This is a genomic window from Streptomyces sp. Ac-502 (genome assembly GCF_045222935.1).
Lineage (GTDB): Bacteria > Actinomycetota > Actinomycetes > Streptomycetales > Streptomycetaceae > Streptomyces > Streptomyces monomycini.
The window spans coordinates 8,171,451-8,194,310 of sequence record NZ_JBHFFO010000001.1 but is presented as its reverse complement, the minus strand read 5'-3'; the positions used below and the strand labels follow the sequence as shown (position 1 = coordinate 8,194,310).

14 protein-coding genes and 6 pseudogenes are annotated in these 22,860 nt (G+C 74.7%); 14 read left to right on the top strand and 6 right to left on the bottom strand.

Features of this window, described 5'->3' with window-relative positions; all coding sequences use genetic code 11:
• Positions 1-32: 32 nt before the first annotated feature.
• Positions 33-2,065 (bottom strand): annotated as a pseudogene (locus ACEXOX_RS37180) (CocE/NonD family hydrolase).
• 60 nt (positions 2,066-2,125) lie between these two features.
• Positions 2,126-3,462: pseudogene (locus ACEXOX_RS37175) on the bottom strand (acetyl-CoA carboxylase biotin carboxylase subunit family protein).
• 207 nt (positions 3,463-3,669) lie between these two features.
• Between ACEXOX_RS37175 and ACEXOX_RS37170 the strand changes: the two are divergent.
• A complete protein-coding gene (locus ACEXOX_RS37170) occupies positions 3,670-3,864 on the top strand; it encodes a DUF2795 domain-containing protein (RefSeq protein WP_406525200.1) in 195 nt (64 codons plus the stop codon).
• A 90-nt stretch (positions 3,865-3,954) separates the two neighbouring features.
• Here the strand turns inward: ACEXOX_RS37170 and ACEXOX_RS37165 are convergent, their stop codons facing one another.
• The 3 genes from ACEXOX_RS37165 to ACEXOX_RS37155 form a co-directional block, all read right to left on the bottom strand.
• A complete protein-coding gene (locus tag ACEXOX_RS37165; protein WP_406526587.1) occupies positions 3,955-5,289 on the bottom strand; it encodes an MFS transporter in 1,335 nt (444 codons plus the stop codon).
• A gap of 486 nt (positions 5,290-5,775) precedes the next feature.
• Positions 5,776-6,156, bottom strand: a complete 381-nt coding sequence (locus ACEXOX_RS37160) for a hypothetical protein (RefSeq protein WP_406525199.1) — start codon at positions 6,154-6,156, stop codon at positions 5,776-5,778.
• Positions 6,153-6,410: a hypothetical protein gene (locus ACEXOX_RS37155; protein WP_406525198.1), complete on the bottom strand. Its 258-nt coding sequence runs from the start codon at positions 6,408-6,410 to the stop codon at positions 6,153-6,155. The genes ACEXOX_RS37160 and ACEXOX_RS37155 overlap by 4 nt, the downstream gene beginning before the upstream one ends.
• A 251-nt stretch (positions 6,411-6,661) precedes the next feature.
• Here ACEXOX_RS37155 and ACEXOX_RS37150 point away from each other — a divergent pair.
• From ACEXOX_RS37150 to ACEXOX_RS37090, 13 genes and pseudogenes are all read left to right on the top strand, one after another.
• Positions 6,662-7,710 (top strand): annotated as a pseudogene (locus tag ACEXOX_RS37150) (glycosyltransferase family 9 protein).
• Positions 7,711-7,837: 127 nt separating this feature from the next.
• The gene (locus ACEXOX_RS37145; RefSeq protein ID WP_406526586.1) at positions 7,838-8,695 is read left to right on the top strand and encodes a polysaccharide pyruvyl transferase family protein; all 858 of its coding nucleotides are present in this window, start codon (positions 7,838-7,840) and stop codon (positions 8,693-8,695) included.
• Positions 8,696-8,935: 240 nt separating this feature from the next.
• On the top strand, positions 8,936-9,898 hold the full coding sequence (locus ACEXOX_RS37140) for a UDP-glucuronic acid decarboxylase family protein (RefSeq protein ID WP_406525197.1): 963 nt from the start codon (positions 8,936-8,938) through the stop codon (positions 9,896-9,898).
• 145 nt (positions 9,899-10,043) lie between these two features.
• On the top strand, positions 10,044-11,825 hold the full coding sequence (locus tag ACEXOX_RS37135; protein WP_406525196.1) for a carbamoyltransferase: 1,782 nt from the start codon (positions 10,044-10,046) through the stop codon (positions 11,823-11,825).
• Complete coding sequence (locus tag ACEXOX_RS37130) at positions 11,822-12,877, top strand: glycosyltransferase family 2 protein (RefSeq protein ID WP_406525195.1); 1,056 nt, start codon at positions 11,822-11,824, stop codon at positions 12,875-12,877. Before ACEXOX_RS37135 ends, ACEXOX_RS37130 begins: the two co-directional genes overlap by 4 nt.
• Positions 12,878-12,913: 36 nt before the next feature.
• Entirely contained in the window at positions 12,914-13,576 is a 663-nt protein-coding gene (locus ACEXOX_RS37125) for an HAD-IIIA family hydrolase (RefSeq protein ID WP_406525194.1), read from the top strand.
• A complete protein-coding gene (locus ACEXOX_RS37120; RefSeq protein ID WP_406525193.1) occupies positions 13,573-14,676 on the top strand; it encodes a glycosyltransferase family 9 protein in 1,104 nt (367 codons plus the stop codon). The genes ACEXOX_RS37125 and ACEXOX_RS37120 overlap by 4 nt, the downstream gene beginning before the upstream one ends.
• Positions 14,673-15,638, top strand: a complete 966-nt coding sequence (locus ACEXOX_RS37115; RefSeq protein ID WP_406525192.1) for a glycosyltransferase — start codon at positions 14,673-14,675, stop codon at positions 15,636-15,638. The genes ACEXOX_RS37120 and ACEXOX_RS37115 overlap by 4 nt, the downstream gene beginning before the upstream one ends.
• A pseudogene (locus ACEXOX_RS37110) lies at positions 15,635-16,875 on the top strand (glycosyltransferase). Before ACEXOX_RS37115 ends, ACEXOX_RS37110 begins: the two are co-directional and overlap by 4 nt.
• Before the next feature lie 178 nt (positions 16,876-17,053).
• A complete protein-coding gene (locus tag ACEXOX_RS37105) occupies positions 17,054-17,701 on the top strand; it encodes an SIS domain-containing protein (protein ID WP_406525191.1) in 648 nt (215 codons plus the stop codon).
• Positions 17,702-17,735: 34 nt separating this feature from the next.
• Positions 17,736-19,137, top strand: a pseudogene (gene rfaE2 / locus ACEXOX_RS37100) (D-glycero-beta-D-manno-heptose 1-phosphate adenylyltransferase).
• Positions 19,138-19,154: 17 nt separating this feature from the next.
• Positions 19,155-20,064 (top strand): annotated as a pseudogene (locus ACEXOX_RS37095) (glycosyltransferase family 2 protein).
• Positions 20,065-20,209: 145 nt separating this feature from the next.
• The gene (locus ACEXOX_RS37090; RefSeq protein ID WP_406525190.1) at positions 20,210-21,154 is read left to right on the top strand and encodes a glycosyltransferase family 2 protein; all 945 of its coding nucleotides are present in this window, start codon (positions 20,210-20,212) and stop codon (positions 21,152-21,154) included.
• 128 nt (positions 21,155-21,282) lie between these two features.
• Here ACEXOX_RS37090 and ACEXOX_RS37085 read toward each other — a convergent pair whose 3' ends face one another.
• Entirely contained in the window at positions 21,283-22,509 is a 1,227-nt protein-coding gene (locus ACEXOX_RS37085) for a S8 family peptidase (RefSeq protein WP_406525189.1), read from the bottom strand.
• Positions 22,510-22,860: the final 351 nt, after the last annotated feature.

The following is a 22,860-nucleotide window of genomic DNA, read 5'->3' as shown; positions in this document are numbered from 1 at the left end:
GCAGCAGGCGCACGGGCCGACCGTAGCTCCTCTCACAGGCAGTCGCGCGGCAGCGTCTCGTTCCAGGTGCGGGAGAAGACGCGGTGGTCGTTCTCGTAGCCGTCCAGGGTGGCGTCGATGTGGAACTCCTTCTCGGAGCAGCGCAGTTTCTGGTGGGTGACGACCCGGACGTCCCAGTCGCCGCGCCGGAAGCGCATGGTCCACAGCGTCTCCCCGGTGGCGGAGGTGAAGTCGTCGGCGACGGTGGTGTAGCACTCGTAGGCCCGCCGCCCGACCTCCATACCGGTGTCCTCCAGGCGCGCCAGCCCCGGTCCTTGACGATCTCCAGCTCGGAGGCGTAGCCGACCAGGTCCCGCTTGACGTCCCAGCGCTCCTCCGGCGGGGTCAGCTGGGTGACGGTGAGCGGCCGGGCGCCCTCCGGCTCGCCGAACGGGCGCGGGGGCAGCCGGTCCGGTTCGGTGGTGGGCCGGACCGGCAGGGTCAGGGTGCTGCTGCCCTCGTGGACGCTGAGCATGGCGGGCCGGGGCGGCGGCCAGGCCAGCGGCCAGTACGAGGTGGACAGCGACAGCCGGATGCGGTGGCCGGGCGGGAACGCCTGGGCGACGCCGTTGAGCTGGACGGTGGCGCGGTAGCGCCGGCCGGGCTCCAGGGGTTCCGGCTCGCCGACCGTCTCGTGGTGGGCGAGGTTGAGCACGCCGTAGGTGACGCGGGTGGCCCGGCCGTCGGGGGCCACGTCGGACAGGCGGGCGGCGACCATGGCGACCGGTTCGCTGACCGACAGGTCGAGTTCGACGGTGGGCGAGCCGAGGATCTCGACGCGCTCGGTGAGCCGGTCGCTGTCGAAGACCAGCGAGCCGCCGTCCTCCTCGCGCTGGTCGTACGGCAGGTCCGGCGGCGCGTTGTAGGAGGCCCACTTGCCGGCGAACTGGCCGACGGACAGCGGCGACTGCACGGTCAGTACCTTGCAGTCCCGGTCGCCGCACTCCTCGCCGTCGGCGCCGATGCGGTGCCGGAAGAGCGGGCGGGCGACGGAGCGGACGTGCGGGGAGGGCCAGTCCGGCTCGCCGACCCAGCGGCCCGGCCGGGTCTCGTAGGACGTGTACGGCGGCACGCTGTCCTGCATCCAGGCGCTGAGCACCGGCCCGTCCATGACGCCGTTGTCGGCGCCCTTGAGCCAGTGGTCCCACCAGCGCACGACTTCCTGGAGGTAGCCGATCGCGGGGCCGGGTTCACCCAGATGGGGGAACTTGTGCGACCAGGGGCCGATCAGGCCCTTGCGCGGTACGTCGAGGTTGCCCAGCAGCCGGGTCACGGCGTTGGAGTAGCCGTCGGCCCAGCCGCTGGAGGCGAGGACCGGGCAGCGTACGGAGCGGTAGTCCTCGCAGACCGAGGCGTGCCGCCAGTAGTCGTCGCGGCGCTGGTGGCGCAGCCAGTTCAGGGCCCACGGTTCGGTGTGCTCCAGGCGTTCGCGCCACATCTCGCGCCAGCGGCCGCCGACCACGGCCGGGTCGGGCGGGCAGGTGGCGTAGGCGAACATGGTGCCCGCCTCGGCGAGGTTGTCGGAGAGCAGCTGGCCGCCCATGTAGTGCATGTCGTCGGCGTACCGGTCGTCGGTGAAGGACGCGATGACGATGGCGCGCAGGCTCTCGGGCTGCCGGGCGGCGACCTGGAGGGCGGCGAAGGCGCCCCAGGACAGGCCCATCATGCCGGTGTTCCCGTCGCACCAGGGCTGGTCGGCCAGCCAGGCGAGGACGTCCTCGGCGTCGGCCTGTTCCCGCTCCAGGTACTCGTCCTTCAGGACGCCCTCCGACTCGCCGGTGCCGCGCAGGTCGACGCGGACGCAGGCGTAGCCGTGGCCGGCGATGTAGGGGTGGTGGATCGAGTCGCGTACGGCGGTCAGGTCGCCTTTGCGGTACGGGATGTATTCCAGCACCGCCGGCACCGGTTCCTCGTCGGACGCCGTGGGGCGCCAGATGCGCGCCGACAGGCGGGTGCCGTCGGAGACGGGGATCGTGACATGGTTCTCCTCCGTCGTCGCGCAGGGCAGATTGCTGACGAAACGCATGGGGCGACCTTCTCCTCGCTGTCGTGCGGTCGGCGCTGTCGTGCGGCCGGGCGGACCGGTTCAGCCGTCCCCGTCGGCGGGCCCGGCCTTCTCGCAGGCCAGGTTCAGGGCCGCCACGCAGTGGTCGTACTTCTCGCGCAGCTCCTCTTCACTGTCGCCCCCGGTGAAGACATGGGCCAGTTCGAAGCTGTAGCTGTCCTGCTGCTCCATGTCCGACAGGTGCTGGCCCGGCTCGGGAATCACGTGGATGCGCGTGCCCGGGATCTCGCGCTCGATGCGCTCGATCTCCTCCTGGGAGGGCACCGCGCAGGCGACGCCGTCGGCGAACCAGCGGTAGTACCACTTGGCGGCCGTCCGGTAGCGGCCCCGGCGGTGCGGCATCGTCGGGTCCTCGCCGAGGGCGAGGCGCAGCATGGCGTGGTGGTTGGGGGCGCCGTCGACGTACTGGAAGAGTTCGGCGTGCGACTGGGAGTGCCGGGGGTTGACCTCCAGCACGTTGATGTCGTCGGTGTGCGGATCGTAGAAGTACTCGATGCTGAACGTGGCCTCCTGCATCCCGATCTGCCGCATCACGCGGGCGGAGGCGTCGCGCAGCCGGTGCAGCACGGTCTCGGGCAGCGTCGAGGGGTACTGGTGGCGCAGGAAGGACGAACTGCCGGGGTAGTCGATGGAGTCCAGGACGCCGTAGACCGTGACCTCGCCGTCGTGGACGTACCCCTCGACCGCGACCTGGATGCCGGACAGCGCCTCCTCCGCCAGGCAGACCTGCCCGCCGACCCCCGCCATCTCCGGGGGAGGTCGAGGCGGTCGAGGATGTACTCGAAGGGCTGGCCGACGCGGCCGATGCCCTTGCGGATCTTCTCGACGGCCGCGTGGAACTCCGTCTCGTCCCGGACGCCGTAGGCCAGTTCCGAGGAGTAGGCGAGGGCGGGCTTGAGCCACATGGGGAAGGCGACGCCCTCGGGCGGGCCAGGCGGGTCCGCGTGGAGGTCGACCCGGCCGAAGCGCGGGTGGGTGTCGACGGCCTTCTCCTGCTCCAGCCGGCTCCAATACTTGTGCTCGCACTTGACGACCGATTCCAGGCTGGTGCTGCGGGTGCCGTAGCGCTCGCTCAGGATCGGTACGAGGGTGCTGACCGGGAAGTCCCAGTAACCGACGATGGCGTCGATGCTGCCGTCGAAGGAGTCCAGCAGCTGCTGGGCCTTGTCCAGGAGGTCGGGTACGGAGACCTCGCCGACCTGGAGTTCCCTGACGGTGAGCAGCGGGTGGAAGCGGTACCGGTCCGCGTCGGGAACGTCGTGCAGGGCGGGCAGGTTGGCCGCCTCCAGGCCGATCACGAAGATGTTCTTCTGACTCACCGGGGGATCCTCCTCGCCGCTCGCTGTCCGGCGAGGCATGCGGGTACCCGCCGGGATCGCGGCAAACCCCGGGGAGCCGGCCGGGCGACGGCAAGAGGGCTGGTGGGCGGCGTGCCGTGGTGCGGAGGCGAGGTTTTCGCGCACAGGACACCTGTCCGATTAATCCGTAAATGCCCGGGTACTGGAGGGGCGGCCGTCCGGCAGCCCGCCGCACGGCACACCCCACCCCCGTCAAGCGGAGGACCGATGAGCGACACCAACCCGATCGAGCTCCAGAAGGCACTCAAGGGCGCGCACTACCCGGCGAGCAAGGACGACCTGGTCTCCTGCGCCGAGTCCAATCACGCGGGCAGCCAGATGAAGGACAAGATCTCCCACATCCCCAGCAAGAGCTACGAGAACCCTGCCGAGGTGGAGAAGGCCGTCTTCAAGGGCCAGTGAGCCGGGGCCCGGCGAGCGGCGGCCCGCGGGACCGGTGAAAGCCTCCGGGGGCCGGCGGGACATCCGTACCGCCGGCCCCCGGAGCGTCCCTCAGGCCACGGACCGGTAGTCCGCCGCCACGGCGGGGGCGGGCGCCGGTGCCAGCCAGGCGATCTGCCGGCGGGAGCGCAGCAGGGCACCCGCGCCGATCGCCACGGCGATGATCAGACCGCCGGCCACCAGGGCGCCCCGGGCGCCGGCCACCTCCATCAGGAGACCGAGCAGCGGCGGCGCCACCAGGCCCCACACCGTGCTCGCGCTCCGCCACACGCCCAGCACCCGGCCCCGCATGTTCGCGGGCGGGTCCGTCTGGAGCACCGTCGTACCGGCCGTGTCGGAGACCGACTCGACCACCGACATGGGCAGCACCAGCACGAGCAGGACGATCAGCGACGGCGACAGCCCGGCGAAGACCTGGAGCAGCGCACCGGCGGCGGCCAGCGCGCCGACGAGCTTGACCGACGGGTTGCGCAGCCGGGCCGCGAGGATCGCGCCGACGATGCCGCCGGCCGCCAGCACCGAGGAGACGGTGCCGAACGCTCCGGCGCCCGCCGCCAGCGGGCCGGTGACCAGGACGGCCAGGGTCAGCTGGTAGTTACGGCCGAAGATCGCGCTCAGCCCGGTGATGGCGGCCAGCGCGACCAGGCGCGGACGGCGCATGAAGAACGCCAGCCCGTCCCTGGCCCGGTCGCCGACCTCCTCCTCCGGAGCGCCCACGGCCGCCACGGCCTTCTCGGTGGCCCGCGAGGACTTCGCTGGCGCCCGCAACGCCTCGCCGACCGGCCGCAGGAAGGGGATGACGGCCGCGACGAACAGGAAGGACACCCCGTTGGCCGCGTAGGCGGCACCGGTGCCCAGGAAGCCGACGGCGACACCGGCCAGGCCCGTACCGCCGAGGCGCCCGACACTGTGCACCAGCGAGCCGACCGCGATGGCGGAGGGCACGTCCTCCCGGCGCACGAGGTCGTTGCCGAGCAGGGCGGTGGCGGGTCCGTCGATCGTGGCGATCAGACCGGTGACGGCGGCGAGCACCATCAGCAGCCCGTAGTTGAGCTGGCCGGTCGCGACCAGGGCCGCGGTCGTGAAGGCGACCAGGCCCAGTACGGCCTGGCTCAGACCGGCGGTGAGCTTGCGCGGCCAGCGGTCCACGGCGGCACCGCCGAACAGGCCCATGACCAGTCCGGGACCGGCCTGCACCGACAGCGACAGACCGGTGGCCGCCGCGGAGCCGGTGAGCTGGAGCACCAGCAGGTTCTGCACGGTGAGCTGCATCCAGGTGCCGGCGTTGGACACCAGGTTCGCCACCGACCACCAGCGCATGCTGCGGTACCGCAGGGAGCGCCACGGCGCGTGGTCGCCGCCGTCGCCCTTGGCCTTGCGGCCCAGGAGGTAGCGGAAGCCACCGGCACGTCGGCGCACATTTTTTTCGGTTTCGACTGTTTCGGGAGTTTCCGGTGCGGGAATCGTTTCGTGGGAGTCCGCCTGCGCCGGGACACGGGCAGCGGAACGGACGGAAGAGGACGCAGAAGACACAGCGGCAGAAACTTCGTGAAGAGCCCAGCAGGCTCGGAGCGCGGCTCGGCGGGCACGGGGCACGACTGCGTGCGGCGTGGGCACCGATTCGGTCGGAATGCCGGCCTCTCCCGGTCCGTGGCGACGGACCCTCTCAGGCGCAGCAATGTCACATCTTCACAGACGGCTCCCGGCCGGGGAACACCCCGCCGGGAGCCGGCTGCGCCGTGGACCTGCGCGAGCCCCCTGGATCCCGTGTGCCCCAAGGGTTCCAGGGGGTGGGTGGGGTTGCTCACAGGGGCGGCTTGGGGAAGCTGGGGGTCCTGGGAGACCAGGGGCAGAGGCCGCTGCGCGCCCGGATCAGGGCGCGAGATCAAGGACGCGGACCGGTCGGCCTTCCCACTGCTTGGGCTGGGCCGTGGCGATGACCGCCCCGCCGGGACGTTCGGGAGTGGGCTGCGCGGCGCATTGAACGTGTGCCGCAGCCCAGGTCTCCTCCCGCACCACGGCCAGGACCGCCGGAAGGTCCAGGTCCAAGACCTGGACACCGGGCAGGGCGGCAAGGTGTTCGGCCGTTCCGGGGCGGGCCCGGTCGGCTTCGACCAGCGCGCACGCCGGGGCGTAGAGAAACCAGTCCGCCTCGGCGTGGGCCCGGTGGATCAGCCGTGAGGCGAGGATGTTGCCCTGGCCGGCCGCGGCCATCGCCGTGTCGTCGAGGATGATGTGGACCGGCTCGCTCACCGGCCGGCCGCCCGGGCCAGGCGACGGTCGAGTTCCTCGTCCACGTCCCGCTGCTCGTCCGGGCTCGGGGCGTACCCCGTCCACTGGTGCAGTGCCGCCCGGGCCCGTTCAGCCTGCTCGGCCCGCTCCTGCGGAGTCAGCAGGGTGTCGGCGAGACGGGCCAGATAGGCCCGCAACGACAACCCTTCACCGGCAGCTATGGCGGCCAGTCGCTCCTTGGCTTCTTCCGGCATCCGAATGTTGGCATCAGGCATCGTCGTACCCCTTTCCCTTACTCAGTATACGGGTACGTACCCGTATACGTACCCGTATCGGCGGCCCCACACACCGGACCCGGGCAAGCCCTCAGTCAACGGAAGGCCCCCACCGGTCGCGGCCCGCCCGCGCCCCCCGCACATTGGTGTGCAGCGGTGCGTACCGCGCAGGCGGGCCCGCGCCGCCCCCGTACCGCCCCGCGCCGGGGCCCGGCGCCCATGGGGCTCGCAGAACGTCTAGGAGGCCCCGTATGAGCCCGGCCCGCCCCTGCCCGCGCGACCCGCAGCTTCCCGCCGGACGGCCCCGCATCCTGGTGCTCAGGGCGCTCGGCCTCGGGGATCTGCTGACGGCGGTGCCCGCCCTGCGGGCCTTGCGCACCGCGCATCCGCTGCACGAACTGGTGCTGGCGGCACCCCGCCGTCTTGAGGAGGCCGCCCTGGCCACGGGTGTGGTCGACCGGCTACTGCCCGCGTCGGCGCCCGCCCGTGAGGTGCCGCAGGCCATCGGCTGGACCGGTCCGCCGCCTGCCGTCGCCGTGGACCTGCACGGCAACGGGCCCGCCAGCCACCTGCCGCTGCAAGCGCTGCGCCCGGCACGGCTGCTCGCGTACGCACATCCGGCCACCCCGCGGATCGCGGGCCCGGTCTGGCGTGAGGACGAGCACGAGCGCAGCCGCTGGTGCCGTCTGCTGACCTGGTACGGCATTCCGGCGGACCCGGAGGACCTGCGCATCGGGGCGCCCTCGGATCCCTCCCCGCGCCCGGCGCGGTCGTGGTGCACCCGGGGGCGGACGCCGGGGCGCGCCGCTGGCCGCCGGAACGGTTCGCCGCGGTGGCACACGCGCTGCACCGGGCGGGGCGCCGGGTCGTCGTCACCGCGGGTGCCGGCGAGGGGCCGCTCGCCCGGCAGGTCGCCGCGCAGGCGGGGCTGCCGTCGTCGGCCGTGCTGGGGGGCGCGGCGGACGTGCCGTTCGGGGAGCTGGCGGCGCTGGTCGCCGGGGCCCGTGCGGTGATCGTGGGCGACACCGGGCTCGCGCATCTGGCCAGCGCCCTCGGCACGCCGTCCGTGGTGCTCTTCGGCCCGGTGGCGCCGCGGCTGTGGGGCCCGCCCCGGGTGCCCCGGCACCAGGTGCTGTGGCACCCGGACCACCTGGACCGGGCCCGCCCCGGAGACGCGCACGGCGAGCAGCCGGACGGGCGGCTGCTGCGGATCACCGCGGCGGAGGTGCTGACGGCCGTGGCGCGGCTGCCCGAGCCCGTGCGCGTACCGGAGCGGCCGGTCGCGGCGCCGGTGCTGTGAGGGGGCCCGGAGCGCGTAGGGCCGCCGGGGCTTCCGTGCGGGCGGCGCTGTGACCGGAGGCCGCCCCCCGCGGGTCCTGCTCACCGGCTGGTTCAGCTTTCTGCACGGCGAGGTGACGGCCGGCGACATGCTCGCGGCCGAGGCGGTGGAGGCCGCGCTGGACGGTGCCGGGATCGCGTACGACACGGCCTGGTCGCCGGTGTTCCGGCCGGGCGCGCTGCATCTGGACGGCGCCGACCCCGCCCGGTACACCGATCTCGTCTTCGCCTGCGGCCCGGTGCACTCCCGTCCCCCGCCGGACGGCGGGCCGAGTCCGCTGCTGGCGCTGCACGACCGGTTCGCGGGGTGTCGCCGGGTCGCTGTCGGCGTGTCCGTACCCGATCCGGACGATCCGGCGGTGACCCGCTTCGACGACGTACTGGCCCGTGACGCCGCCGGGCAGCCGGCCGGGGCGCGGGATCTGAGCCTGCGGGCTCCGACGGCGTCCGGTCTGCCGCTCGTCGGCGTCGTCCTGACCGGCGGGCAGCACGAGTACGGTGCCCGCCGCCGGCACACCGAGATCGGCGACGTACTGACGGACTGGCTGGGCACGGTCGAGGCGGCACGTCTGCCGATGGACACCCGCCTGGACTCGCGCGACTGGCGGCTGCCCGCGACGCCGGACGAACTGCACGCCGTACTGGCCCGGCTGGACGTGGTGGTGACCACCCGGCTGCACGGCCTGGTCCTGGCGCTGCGGGCAGGCACCCCGGCGCTCGCCGTGGATCCCGTCGAGGGCGGCGCGAAGGTGAGCGCCCAGGCGGCGGCGCTGGGCTGGCCCGCGGTACTGCGCTGTGAGCGGGCGGGCGCGGCCGAGTTGGACCGGCTGCTGGCCTGGTGTCTGTCGGAGCGGGGCCGGGCCCGGGCGGCGCGGTACACGGTCCGTGCGGACCGTGGCGGGCTGCTCGACGGGCTGCTGCGGTGCCTGGCCCGGCCGTACGGGTGACTGTGGGGCGGTAGTCGCTGCCGGGGTGTGCCCGGGAGGTGCCCGTCTCCGTAGGCGGTGCCGCCGGGGCGGTGGGGGCTCGCGGCCCGGAGGCGACCGGTGGGTCACAGGGGGTCGGCGAGAGAGCGACTTTTCACCATAAGGCATGCCATGAAGGGGCGCAGCGTCGCCTAGCGTGACGTTTCCCCTGAAGCAGACGAGGCACCCGATTCGGGGCAAACCCCTAGTCGAGGGAGTCCCATGAACGCCGCTCTTTCCCGGAACTGGAAACACGCCGTGGTGACCGGCGGCGCGGGTTTCGTCGGTTCCCACCTGTGCACCGCACTGCTGGCCCAGGGCGCCCGCGTCACCTGCGTCGACGACCTGAGCACCGGAACACCGGAGAACATCGCCCCGTTGCGGGGGATACCCGGGTTCACGTTCGTGGAGGCCGACGTCACCGAGCCGTTCCGGATCGGGCACGAAGTGGATCTCGTCCTGCACTTCGCCTCCCCGGCCTCCCCCGCCGACTACCTGCGGCTGCCCCTGCACACGCTGGACACCGGCAGCCTCGGTACCCGCAACGCGCTCGCCGTGGCGCGGACGCACGGGGCACGGTTCGTCCTCGCCTCGACCTCCGAGGTCTACGGCGACCCGCAGCAGCATCCGCAGAGCGAGACCTACTGGGGCAACGTCAACCCGGTCGGTCCGCGGAGCGTGTACGACGAGGCGAAACGTTTCGGGGAAGCGCTGACCACGGCCGAGGCGAACACCCACGGCACCGACACCGGCATCGTGCGCCTGTTCAACACCTACGGGCCGCGGATGCGGGGCCACGACGGCCGCGCCGTGCCGACGTTCATCCGGCAGGCGCTGGCCGGGGAGCCGCTCACCGTCACCGGCGACGGGCTGCAGACCCGCTCCCTGTGCCATGTGGACGACACCGTCCGCGGCATCCTCGCGGCGGCCGCCTCCGACCTGCGCGGGCCGGTCAACCTGGGCAACCCGGTCGAGATCACCATGCTCGAACTCGCCCACCTGATCACCGAACTGGCCGGCTCCCGCTCCCCGGTCCGGTACATCGAGCGGCCCACCGACGACCCCGCGGTCCGCTGCCCCGACATCACGATGGCCCGCGGCAAGCTCCAGTGGGAGCCCGAGGTGGCGCCACGGGACGGCCTGGCGCGCACCGTCGCGTGGTTCCGCAAGCGGCAAGGGGCCTGACACCGCCTCCGGTTCCGGCCGCCCCGGGACCGGAGCCCGCGGCGTGCGGCCGTCCCGGCCGCAGCCCGCGGCGTGCGGCCGTCCCGGCCGAGACCGGGCGGCGGGCCGGACGCCGTCCATCCCGACGAAAGGCCAGCGAAACCCCATGCGCATTCTCGGCATCAACGCGCTCTTCCACGATCCCGCCGCCGCCCTCGTCGTCGACGGGCAGACCGTGGCCGCCGCCGAAGAGGAACGCTTCTCCCGACGTAAACACGGCAAGCGGCCGGTGCCCTTCTCCGCCTGGGAGACGCCCGACCAGGCCGCCGCCTGGTGCCTGGCCACGGCCGGCCTGCGCCCCGAGGACCTGGACGCGGTGGCGTACTCCTTCGACCCCCGACTGGCCCGGCCCGCCGACCAGATGGGCCTGGACGACCCCTGGGACCATCTGCGCCTGACGTACGCGCGCGAGGCCCCCGGATTCCTCAAGACCGCGCTGCCGGGCCTCGACCCGCAGCGGGTCCGCTACGTCCCGCACCACATGGCACACGCCGCCTCCGCCGCGTTCGGCGCGCCGGACGCCGACAACTCCTCGGTGCTCGTCCTCGACGGCCGCGGCGAGTCGACCTCGCACCTCGCCGCGCAGCGCGTCCAGGGCAAGCTGGAGCCGCTGCACGGGCAGGAGTTGCCGCACTCGCTCGGCCTGGTCTACGAGGAGCTGACCGCGCACCTCGGATTCCTGCGCTCCTGCGACGAGTTCAAGGTGATGGCGCTCGCCTCGTACGGCACCCCGCGGATGCTGCCCGAGCTGCGCCGCTACGTGTATCCCACCGGCGACGGCGGCTTCCACGCCGCGCACGTGCCGTGGAGCGACCTGTGTGTGCCGCGCAGCCCGGACGAGCCGTGGAGCCAGGCACACGCCGACCTCGCGGCCAGCGCCCAGCTCGTCCTGGAGGAGACGCTGTTGGACCTGGCCCGCTGGCTGCACGGCCGCACGCACGACAGTGTGCTGACGCTGGCCGGCGGGGTGGCGCTGAACTGCGTGGCCAACGCCCGGATCGCGCGCGAGGGGCCGTTCGACCGGGTGTGGGTGCAGCCCGCCGCCGGTGACGCCGGGACCGCGCTCGGCGGCGCGCTGCTGCTGAGCGCCCAGGGCGGCGAGGAGCCCGCGCCGATGCCCGGCGCCGACCTCGGCCGCGGCTGGTCCGACACCGAGCTGGAGGCGTGGCTGCGGACCGCCGCCGTGCCCTTCGAGCGGCCCGCCGACATCGCCGCGACCGTCGCCGAGGCGCTGGCGGAGAACGCCGTCGTGGCCTGGTTCCAGGGGCGTTCGGAGTACGGGCCGCGGGCACTCGGCCACCGCTCCCTGATGGCGCACCCCGGCCACTCGGCCAACCTGGAGCGGCTGAACGACGTCAAGGGCCGTGAGCAGTTCCGGCCGGTCGCGCCGATGGTGCTGGCCGACCGGGCGGGCCGGATCTTCGACGGGCAGCTGCCCAGCCCGTACATGCTGTTCGTGCACGACGTGGCCAAGGAGTGGCGAGAGCGCATCCCGGCCGTGGTGCACGTGGACGGCACCGCCCGCATCCAGACCGTGGACCGGGACGACGAGCCGCTGGTGGCCCGGATGCTGGCCGAGTTCGAGCGGCTGACCGGGCTGCCCGTCGTCGTCAACACGAGCCTGAACACCGCGGGCCGCCCGATGGTCGACGACCCGCGGGACGCGCTGGAGTGCTTCGGTTCCACGCCCGTCGACCTGCTGGCCATCGGGCCGTTCGCGGTACGGCGGGACGCGTTCTTCGCCGCCGGGAACCGGTCGGCGCATCGCGCCGAGGTGCTGTCCTTCCCGGCCGGGATCGAGGAGGAGGTGGCGCCCGCCTCGTACGACCGGCTGGCGCGGCCCGTGCAGGCGCCGGTCGCGGGCAGCGGTGAGGGGGCGGTCCGATGACCTCGCCGACCGCCGCCGACCACACGGTGGTGATCCCCACACTCGGGCGGCCCAGCCTGACAGCGTGCCTGCGGGCGCTGGCCGAGGCCGAGGGTCCGCCGCCGCTCCAGGTGGTGCTGGTGGACGACCGGCCGCTGGACGACTGCACGCCGCTGCCGGTCGAGATCCCCGAGGGGCTGCGGGACCGGACGAAGACCGTGCCGGGCTGCGCACGCGGGCCGGCGGCGGCCCGCAACACCGGCTGGCGGGCGGCGGACGCGACACCGTGGGTGGTCTTCCTCGACGACGACGTGGTGCCAGGACCCACCTGGGGTACGGACCTGGCGGCCGATCTCGCCGCCGCGTCACCGCGTACGGCCGGGATCACCGCGCGCATCGCCGTACCGGTGCCCCCGGAGCGCCGGTCCACCGACTGGGAGCGCAACACGGCCGGGCTGGCCACCGCCAAGTGGATCACCGCGGACATGGCGTACCGGCGGGACGCGCTGGAGTCCGTGGGCGGCTTCGACGAGCGGTTCCGGCGCGCCTTCCGGGAGGACGCCGACCTGGCGCTGCGGGTCCTGGCGGCCGGCTGGTCGCTGGCGGCCGGCACCCGCCGCACCACGCATCCGGTGCGGCCGGCCGGCCGCTGGGTCTCCGTACGGCTCCAGGCGGGCAACGCCGACGACGTCCTGATGACCCGTAAGCACGGCCGGGACTGGTGGCACCACGCGGACGCGCCGCGCGGCCGGCTGCCGTGGCACCTGGCGGTGACGGCGGCGGCCGGGGCCTCGCTGGGCTGCGCCGCGGCCGGACGGCGCCGGGCGGCACTGGCACTCGCCGGGGCGTGGCTGGCCGGGACGGCGGAGTTCGCGTGGGCCCGGATCGCGCCCGGGCCCCGTACCCGGGACGAGGTGGTCACGATGGCGGTGACCAGCGCGCTCATCCCGGCGGCCGCCGCCGGGCACTGGCTGCGCGGGCTGGTGCGGCACCGCCGGGTGGCGCCGCTGAGTGTCCGGCCCGCGCCCGCCGTGCCGCTGGCCGAGCCGCGGCCGGTTCCGGAGCGGGTGTAACCCGTGGGCGCGGCCAGAGATCAAGGGGCCACGGCTGTGGCTGTTCGCGCGGCGGACCACGAGGAGTGCGGGCGCCTGTGGCTGTACGCGCCGGGGCGGAGTGTCCCGGCGCGGGTGCCGGTACCGGTGCCCGCAGGCTCGCCACCGACCGGCGCCACAGGCGCGTTGGAAGCGGTGCTCTTCGACCGGGACGGGACGCTGGTGGCCGACGTGCCGTACAACGGCGACCCGGCGCTGGTGGAGCCGATGCCCGGAGCGCGCGCGGCAGTGGACGCCGTACGGGCTCGCGGCCTCGCGGTGGGCGTGGTGAGCAACCAGTCCGGCGTCGCGCGCGGCCTGCTGAGCGGCGCGCAGGTCGCGGCCGTACGGCAGGAGGTCGAGGACCGGCTCGGGCCGTTCGACGTCTGGGCGGTGTGCCCGCACGGGCCCGAGGACGGCTGCGGCTGCCGCAAGCCCGCTCCCGGACTGGTCCTCGCGGCCTGCGCGTTCCTCGGGGTCTCTCCCGCGCGTACCGCCATGGTCGGCGACATCGGCGCGGACGTGGACGCGGCGCGGGCCGCCGGCGCGCGCGGAGTGCTCGTGCCGACGCCGGTGACGCGCGCGGAGGAGGTCGCGGCGGCGCCGGAGTACGCCCGTGATCTGCCCGGCGCCGTACGCCTGTTGTTGTGCGGCCCGGGTGGCAGGGAGGGCGCCGTATGAGCACGGCTCCGCGCACCCTCGTCGTGCGGCTGGACAGTGCGGGCGACGTGCTGCTGGCCGGTCCGGCGGTACGCGCCGTGGCGGCGGGCTCCTCGTACACGGCGCTGCTGTGCGGCCCGTTGGGCGAGCGCGCGGCGCGGCTGCTGCCCGGCGTGGACGAGGTGATCGTGCACGACGCGCCGTGGGTGGGCCTGCGGCCCGCGCCGGTGGACCGGCAGGTCACGGAGGCGCTGGTGGACACCCTCGCGGCGGGCCGGTTCGACCGGGCGCTGGTGCTCGTGTCGTACCACCAGAGCCCGCTGCCCGCCGCGCTGCTGCTCAAGCTGGCCGGGATCGGCTGGATCGCGGCGGACAGCGTGGACTATCCCGGCGCCCTCCTGGACCTGCGGCACCACCGCAAGCCGGAGCGGCACGAGGCGGAGGCCGCGCTGGACCTCGCGCGGGACGCCGGGTTCGCCCTGCCGCCGGACGACGACGGCGCCCTGGGCGTCCTCCCGCCGCCCGACACCACGCCGCTGACCGGCGGCGACCCGTACGTGGTGCTGCACCCGGGCGCCGCCGTGCCGGCCCGCGCCTGGAGCGCGGCGCGGGCGACGCGGGCGGCGGGCGCGCTGAGCGCGGCGGGGCACCGGGTGATCGTCACCGGCGGCCCCGGTGAACGGGAGCTGACCGCCGCCGTCGCGGGCGGCCACGCACTGGACCTCGGCGGGCGCACCGACGCCTACCAGCTCGCCGGGGTGCTGGCCCGCGCGCGGGCGGTGGTCGTCGGCAACACCGGGCCCGCGCACCTGGCCGCGGCCGTGGGGACGCCGGTCGTCTGCCTGTTCGCGCCGGTGGTCCCCGCGCGGCTGTGGGCGCCGTACGGGGTGCCGCACGTCCTGCTCGGCGACCAGGAGGCGCCGTGCGCGGGCAGCCGTGCCCGGCGGTGCCCGGTGCCCGGCCATCCCTGTCTCGACACGGTCAGCGACACCGCGCTGCTCGCGGCCGTGTCCCGGCTGACCGGCCCCGGCCGGCCACCGGAGCCGCCGGAGGACGGCGCCCGGCCCGCCGCACGGGCCTCCCGGACCGCGACCGACACCGAACGAGGTGCGACTGTATGAACATTCTGCTCTGGCATGTCCACGGGTCCTGGACGACTGCGTTCGTCCAGGGACCGCACACCTACCTGGTGCCGGTCACCCCGGACCGCGGACCCGACGGGCTGGGCCGGGCCCGTACCTTCTCCTGGCCCGACTCGGTGATCGAGAAGACCCCCGCCGAGCTGCGGCACGCCCCCGTCGACCTCGTCGTCCTGCAACGGCCGCACGAGGCCGAACTGGCCGAACGCTGGCTGGGCGGGCGCCGTCCCGGCCGGGACGTGCCCGCCGTCTACCTGGAGCACAACGCGCCGGACGGCGACGTGCCGCACACCCGCCACCCGTGCGCCGACCGCGACGACCTGGTCCTGGTGCACGTCACCCACTTCAACCGCCTGTTCTGGGACAGCGGCGGCACCCGTACGGAAGTGATCGAGCACGGCATCGTCGACCCCGGCCATCAGTACACCGGCCGGCTCGCGCGCGCCGCCGTCGTCACCAACGAGCCGGTCCGCCGCGGCCGTACGGTCGGCACCGACCTGCTGCCCGCACTGGCCGAAGCCGCCCCGCTGGACGTCTTCGGCATGCGCACCGACGGGCTCGCCGCACACCTGGGCCTGCCCCCGGACCGCTGCCGCACGGCCGACCTCCCGCAGGCCGAACTGCACGAGGCGATGGCGCAGCGCCGCTTCTACCTGCACCCGGTGCGCTGGACCTCGCTCGGCCTGTCGCTCCTGGAGGCCATGCATCTGGGCATGCCGGTGGTCGCCCTGGCCACCACCGAGGCCGCCGAAGCGGTGCTGCCCGGCACCGGCACGCTCTCCAACCGGCCCGAGACCCTGGCCCAGGCCGCCCGGACGTACCTGGAGGACCCCGACGCGGCGGCCGAGGACGGCGCGCGGGCCCGCCAGGCGGCGCTGGAACGGTACGGGCTCAAGCGCTTCCTGCACGACTGGGAGCGCGTCCTCACGGAGGTGTCCGCATGACCTCGCCCGGCACCGTCCCACGCCTGTCCGTCGCGCTCGTCTCCGAGCACGCCAGCCCGCTGGCGGTCCTCGGCGGCGTCGACGCGGGCGGCCAGAACGTCCATGTCGCGCGCCTGGCCGGCGCGCTGGCCGACCGGGGGCACCGGGTGACCGTGTACACCCGGCGCGACTCCCCGAACCGCCGGACGAGGTCGTACTGCGGCCCGGCGTACGGGTCCGGCACGTCCCCGCCGGACCGCCGCGGCACGTGCCCAAGGACGCGCTGCTGCCGTACATGCCGGCCTTCGGCGACCACCTCGCCGCACAGTGGCGGGAACGGGCGCCGGACGTGGTCCACTCCCACTTCTGGATGTCCGGCCTCGCCGCGCTGCGGGCGACCCGCGCGCTGGGGCTGCCGCTGGCCCACACGTACCACGCCCTGGGCACCGTCAAGCGGCGCCACCAGCGGGACTCCGACACCAGCCCGCGCTCCCGCGTCGCCGACGAGACGGCGGTCGGCGAGGGCTGCCACCGGGTGATCGCCACCTGCCGGGACGAGGTCACCGAACTGGGCCGGATGGGCATCGCGGAGAGCAAGATCGACGTGGTGCCGTGCGGGGTCGACACGGCGCGCTTCACCCCCGACGGACCGGCCGCCGACCACGACGCGCGGCGCCCGCTGCTCCTCCAGCTCGGACGGCTCGTCCCGCGCAAGGGCGCCGAGGTGTCCATCGCCGCGCTGGCCCGGTTGCCGCAGGCCCGGCTCGTCATCGCCGGCGGGCCGCCCGCGGACCGGGTGGAGCAGGACCCCGAGGTACGGCGGCTGCGCGAACTGGCCCGTGCCGCCGGGGTCGCGGACCGGGTGAGCTTCACCGGCGGCGTGCGGTGCGAGGACGTACCGCAGTTGCTGCGCGCCGCCGACGTGGTGCTGTGCCCGGCGGACTACGAGCCGTTCGGCATCGTGCCGCTGGAGGCCATGGCCTGCGGCACACCCGTCGTGGCCACCGCCGTCGGCGGGCAGCTGGACACCGTGGCCGACCCGGACTGCGGGCGGCTGGTACCGCCCCGCGACCCGGCGGCGCTGGCCCGCGCCGTCGGCGAACTGCTCCTGGACGGCGCGGTACGGGCCGCCTGCGGCGCCGCGGGCCGCCGCCGGGTACTGGCCCGGTACGGCTGGGAACAGGTCGCGGCCGGCACCGAAGCCGTCTACCTCGGCGTCCTGAGTCCGCGGCCCGTCGCCGTCACCGAGGTGGTGTGACCACCGTCCGCGCGACCCCCGTCGCCGTCGAGCGGCCTGACACCGCGGCTGCCCCGCCCCGTCCCCGTCCCCGTCCTTCGAACTGTCCCTCGTCGCCGTCCAACGCCCTGCCCCCGCCGCAGACGTACGAAGGAGGTGCGGGCCCCAGCGCCACCGGCGCCCCGGGAGCCCGACGACCATGAGCCAACCCCTTGACGCCGCACACCGCCACTGCCAGTCGCTCCAGGACGCGGTGCACACCCTGCGCCGGAACAGCCTGCGCCGGCTGGCCGAGTGGGGCACCCACCTCGGCACCGTGCTGCCCGTCGGCGGCCGGCTGCTCGCCGCCGGCAACGGCGGCAGCGCCGCCCAGGCCCAGCACCTGACGGCCGAACTCGTCGGCCGCTACCAGCAGGACCGCCCCGCCTACTCCGCCATCTCGCTGCACGCCGAGACCTCCAGCGTCACCGCCATCGGCAACGACTACGGCTTCGACCAGGTCTTCGCCCGGCAGGTCGCCGCACACGGCCGCCCCGGCGACGTACTCCTGCTGCTGTCCACCTCCGGCCGCAGCGACAACCTGCTGGCCGCCGCCGAGACCGCGCGGGACGCCGAACTGCGGGTCTGGGCGCTGACCGGCCCCCGGCCCAACCCGCTGGCCGACGCCGCCGACGAAGCGGTGTGTGTGGACTCCCCCAGCAGCGCGACGGTCCAGGAGGCGCACCTGATCGCGGTGCACATCCTGTGCGAACACTTCGACGCCGTCGGTGGCGCGCCCCGGACCGCGCAGGCCACGACGGGCGTTCCGCTGGAAGCCGCGGTGGCGGACCGGGACGGCGCGCTGTGAACGCCCGCCGTGACGACGCCCCCGGGAGGCGGTCATGACAGGCCGTCAGCCCTTGGTGGTCGTGGGCGACGTCCTCCTGGACCGGGACATCGACGGCGACGCCTCACGCCTGGCGCCGGACGCGCCCGCCCCCGTCGTGGACGTCACCGACGACCGCAGCCGACCGGGCGGCGCCGGCCTCGCCGCCGCGCTCGCCGCGCGTTCCGGGCGCGAAGTGGTCCTGGTGACCACGTTGGGGCCGGACCCGGCGAGCGAGGCGGTACGGCGCGCGCTGCGCGGGACCGTACGCCTGGTGGAGATCCCCTGGAAGGACGGCTCCCCGAGAAGACGCGGGTGATGGCCTCCGGCCGTCCCCTGGTGCGGTTCGACAGCGGTGGCGGCCACCCGGGCGAGCCCGGCCCCGCGGTGCGCGAGACGCTCGCCGGGGCCCGCGCCGTCCTCGTCGCCGACTACGGGCGCGGCACCGCGGCGGCGGTCCACGGCCTGCTCGCCGACGTGGCGCGCCGGGTCCCGCTGCTGTGGGACCCGCACCCCAAGGGCGGTACGCCCGTACCGGGCGCGCGGCTGGTCACGCCCAACGCGTCCGAGGCCCGTGCCCTGACCTCCGGCGAGGACCGGTCGCTGCGCGCGTGTGCCGTACGGGGTGCCCAACTGGCCGCCGAGTGGCAGGCAGCGGCCGTGGCGGTGACGCTCGGCGTGCGCGGCGCGCTGCTGGCCAGGGCGGGCAGTGACTCGCCGATGCTGGTGCCCGCGCCGTACCGGGCCGACGGCGACCCCTGCGGGGCGGGCGACTGCTTCGCCGCCACGGCGGCCGCCGCGCTGGCCGACGGCGCGCTCCCCGAGGAGGCCGTCCAGCGGGCCGTCGCCGAGGCCGCCGCCTTCGTGGCGGCGGGCGGCGCGGGCAACCGCGCCCTGTGGCGCACCGCTCCCCGCCGGACCGGCCGGCGTCGGAGCGGCCCGCCGACCCGTTCGAGCTGGCCCGGTCCGTGCAGGCCAGGGGCGGAACGGTGGTCGCCACCGGCGGCTGCTTCGACCTGCTGCACGCCGGGCACGTCGGCCTGCTGGAGAGCGCCCGGCGGATCGGTGACTGCCTCATCGTCTGCGTCAACTCCGACGCGTCCGTCACCCGCCTCAAGGGGCCGGGGCGGCCGCTGACCCGGGCGGCGGACCGCACCCGCGTGCTGGCCGGCCTGGGCAGCGTCGACGCCGTCGCCGTCTTCGAGGAGGACTCCCCCGTCGAACTGCTGCGGCGGCTGCGGCCCGACGTGTGGGTCAAGGGCGGCGACTACTCCGTGGACGCGCTCCCGGAGGCGGCCACCCTGCGCGAGTGGGGCGGCCAGGCGCTCGTCCTGCCCTACCTGGACGGCAGGTCGACGACCGCGCTGGCCCGGCGGGCGGCCCGCGCCGCCGCGCCGGGTCCGGGGTACCGGTCGTGACCGCCCCCGCGGCAGGACTGCCGGACACCCGCACCGTGCCGGACGGCCGACGCGCCCCCGAAGCCCCGCGCGTGGGCATCGTCGTGATCACCCGGAACCGCCGCGAGCGGCTGCTCGGCACGCTGGAACGGGTGACGCGGCTGCCCGAGGAACCGCCCGTCGTGGTCGTGGACAACGGCTCGTCGGACGGCACCGCGGACGCCGTCCGCGCGCGCTTCCCCTCCGTACGGGTCCTCACCCCCGGCCGCAACCTCGGCGCGGTCGGCCGTACGTACGGCGCCGCCGCCCTCGACACCCCGCTCGTCGCGTTCAGCGACGACGACTCCTGGTGGGAACCCGGCGCGCTCGCCCGCGCCGCCGAGGTGTTCGCGGCACACCCCCGGCTGGGACTGGCCGCCGCCAGCACCCTCGTCGGTACGGACGCCGCCGCCGACCCGCTCAACGCGGTCCTCGCCGCCTCCCCCTCGGCCGCGAACCCGACCTGCCCGGACCGTCCGTCCTCGGCTTCCTGGGCTGCGCGGCCGTCGCCCGCCGGGACGCCTTCCTGGAAACCGGCGGCTACCACCCCGTACTCCACTTCGGCGCCGAGGAAACCCTGCTGGCCATGGACCTCGAAGCGCGCGGCTGGGGCGTCGCCTACTGTCCCGCCCTCGTCGCCCGGCACGAACCCGACGGCGCGGGCGGCGCCCCCGCCCCGGTCGCACCGCCCGTGTACGCCGCAACGCCCTGCTCACCGCCTGGCTGCGCCGCCCGCTCCGGCACGCCCTCGCGCACACGCTGCGGCTGGCGCTGGACGGCCGTACGGACCCGGAGGCGCGCCTGGCCCTGAACGAGGCGGTACGCCGCCTGCCGGCCGCGCTGGCACGGCGGCGGCCGCTGCCGGGGCTGGTGGAACGCCGGGTGCGGATGCTGGAGGTGACGTCGTGAGCGGGGGCCGTGTTCGGGGGCGCGAGCCGCGTCCGGGGGCGTCCCGCAGTACCCGCAGCGCACCGGCCCGCCGGACGAACGCTCCGCGCCCCCGCACCGCAACGCCGGTGCCGGGCCTGACCGCACCGACCCGAGGACACCTCCCGTGACCGATCCGCGCACCACCGTCATCGTCATCACCCGCAACCGCAGCGACGACCTGCTGCACACCCTCGACCGGCTCGCCGAACTGCCGGAGAAGCCGCCCGTCGTCGTGGTGGACAACGGTTCCACGGACGGCAGCGCGTCCGCCGTACGCCGCCACCCCCTCGCGCCGCGGCTCATCCCGCTGGAGCACAACGCCGGGGCGGTGGGCCGCAATCTGGCCGCGCGGGTGGCGACCACGCCGTACCTCGCGTTCTGCGACGACGACTCGTGGTGGGAGCCCGGCGCCCTGGCCGGGGCCGCCGATCTGCTGGACGCGTACGGGCGGCTCGGCGCGGTGACCGCGCGCATCATGGTCCACCCGCACCCGGACGCCCCGGAGGCGGGCGCCTCGCCCGGGGCCGGCCCGGGCGAGCCCGTCGAGGACCCGATCGTCCAGGAGCTGCGGCACTCCCCGCTGCCCGCCCCTTCCTGGCTGCCGGGCCCGGCGCTCGGCTCGTTCCTCGCGGCGGCCACGGTGCTGCGCGCCGACGCCTTCCGGGCGGCGGGCGGCTTCTCGCCCCGGCTGGTGCTGGGCGGTGAGGAGGAGCTGCTCGCCGCCGACCTCGCGGCCGACGGCTGGTGGCTGGCGTACGCCGACCGGCTCACCGTCCACCACCGGGCGTCGCCGCACCGCGACGCGACCCTGCGCCGGCGCCAGGGCATCCGCAACACCCTGTGGTTCACCTGGCTGCGCAGGCCGCTGCCCGCCGCCGTACGCCGGACGCGCGTACTGGCCTCGACGGTGCCGCGGGACGCGGTGTCCGTACGGGCGTTCGCCGAGGCCGCCGGCGGTCTGCCGTGGGTGCTGCGGGAACGGCGCCCGCTGCCGCGGGAGGTGGAGAGCCGGCTGCGTCTGCTGGAGGCGCCGCAGCGGGAGTCGACGGCGCGGCGGTACTGCGGGTGAGACGGTGCGCGCGCTTGCGGCAGTCCTGCGGCTGAAACGTTTTCGGCCAGGGACGGCACGACGTCGGCCGTCGTGCCCCGTGGGGGCGAGCGCGACGGCCGGCGTCCGGAGCCGAACGGGCGGTGAGGTTACTTCTCGCCGACCTTCAGCAGCTTGTTGGGCGTGCCCTCGCTCGGGTTCTTGATCTTGTCGGGCGTGGCGCCGTCGGTCAGCGCGGTGGCGACCGCGTCCGGCTTGGCGTCCTGGTGACCGCTCAGGTAGACCGCGGCGGCGCCCGCGACGTGCGGGGTGGCCATGGACGTACCGGAGATGGTCTTGGTGCCCTGGTCGCTGTCGTTCCAGGCCGAGGTGATGTCCGAACCGGGCGCGTAGAGGTCCACCGCGCTGCCGAAGTTGGAGAAGTCGGACTGCTCGTCGGTGTTGGTGCTGGAGGCGACCGTGATGGCCTCCTTGACCCGCGCCGGGGAGCCCTGGCCCGCGTCGGTGGACTCGTTGCCCGCCGCCACGGCGAAGGTGACACCGGAGGCGACCGCCTTCTGGACCGCGGTGTCCAGCGCCTCGTCGGCGCCGCCGCCCAGCGACATGTTCGCCACCGAGGGGCCCTTGTGGTTCTTGGTCACCCAGTCGATGCCCGCGACGACCTGCTCGGTGGAGCCGGAGCCCTGGTCGTCCAGCACCCGGACTGCCACGATCTTCGCCTTCTTGGCGACGCCGTGCGCCTTGCCGGCGATGGTGCCCGCTACGTGGGTGCCGTGGCCGTTGCCGTCGGTGGCGTCGTTGTCGCCGTCGATCGCGTCGAAGCCGGAGGAGGCGCGGCCCTCGAAGTCCTGGTGCGTGGTGCGCACACCGGTGTCGATGACGTACGCGGTGACGCCCTCACCCGCGCTGTCGGGGTAGGTGTACTTCTTGTCGCCCTGGGTGTCGGCCTGGTCGATACGGTCCAGACCCCACGACGGCGGGTTGTCCTGGGTGCCGTCGATGTGGAACTTCTTGTTCTGCACGACCTTGTCGACGGCCGGGTCGGCGGCCAGGCGACGGGCCTCCTCGGCGCTGAGGCCGGTGGCGGAGAACCCGTTCAGCGCGGCGGAGTACGTCCGCTTGACCTCGCCGCCGTACTTGCCGGCCAGGTCCTTGTTCTGTTCGGCCTGCACTCCGGCGCTGCGCACCGAGTTCTTCAGCATGACGATGTAGCTGCCGCTGACGGCGCCCTTGGCCTCGGCGCCGTAGATCTTGCCCTCGGCGGGCGAAGCGCCCGCGGTGACCGCGGTGACCGTGGCGATACCGGTCGCGGCGACCACGGCGGTTATCGCGGTGACGAGCCGCTTCTTGCTGGAACGCTTGTGAGCGTGAGCCATTCGAGGGTTCTCCTCGTTCGGGACGTGTGGGGGAAAGCGTTGCGCAACAGCCCGGACGGACAAGAAGATCTCCGCCGGGCTGGCTCGAAACCCTGTCGGATTGACGGGGTCAATTCAAGGCCGCCCGGGCGTTGTGAGATAGGCAACAAGCCTGCGTAATTGCAAACGCCCGCAGAAGGGGGCAAATACGCGTCGCGGCCGCTCGGCGGTACGTCAACTCCGTTTACGTGGCCGCAATATGCCGCAGGTCAGCCGCGATACGGCTGTCGAAGTTACCCACGGTACGGAGCGCGGCGCCCGCAATGCGGGAAAACCAGCCGTTACAGGGAACAGGCGGGCAATCACCCCCGG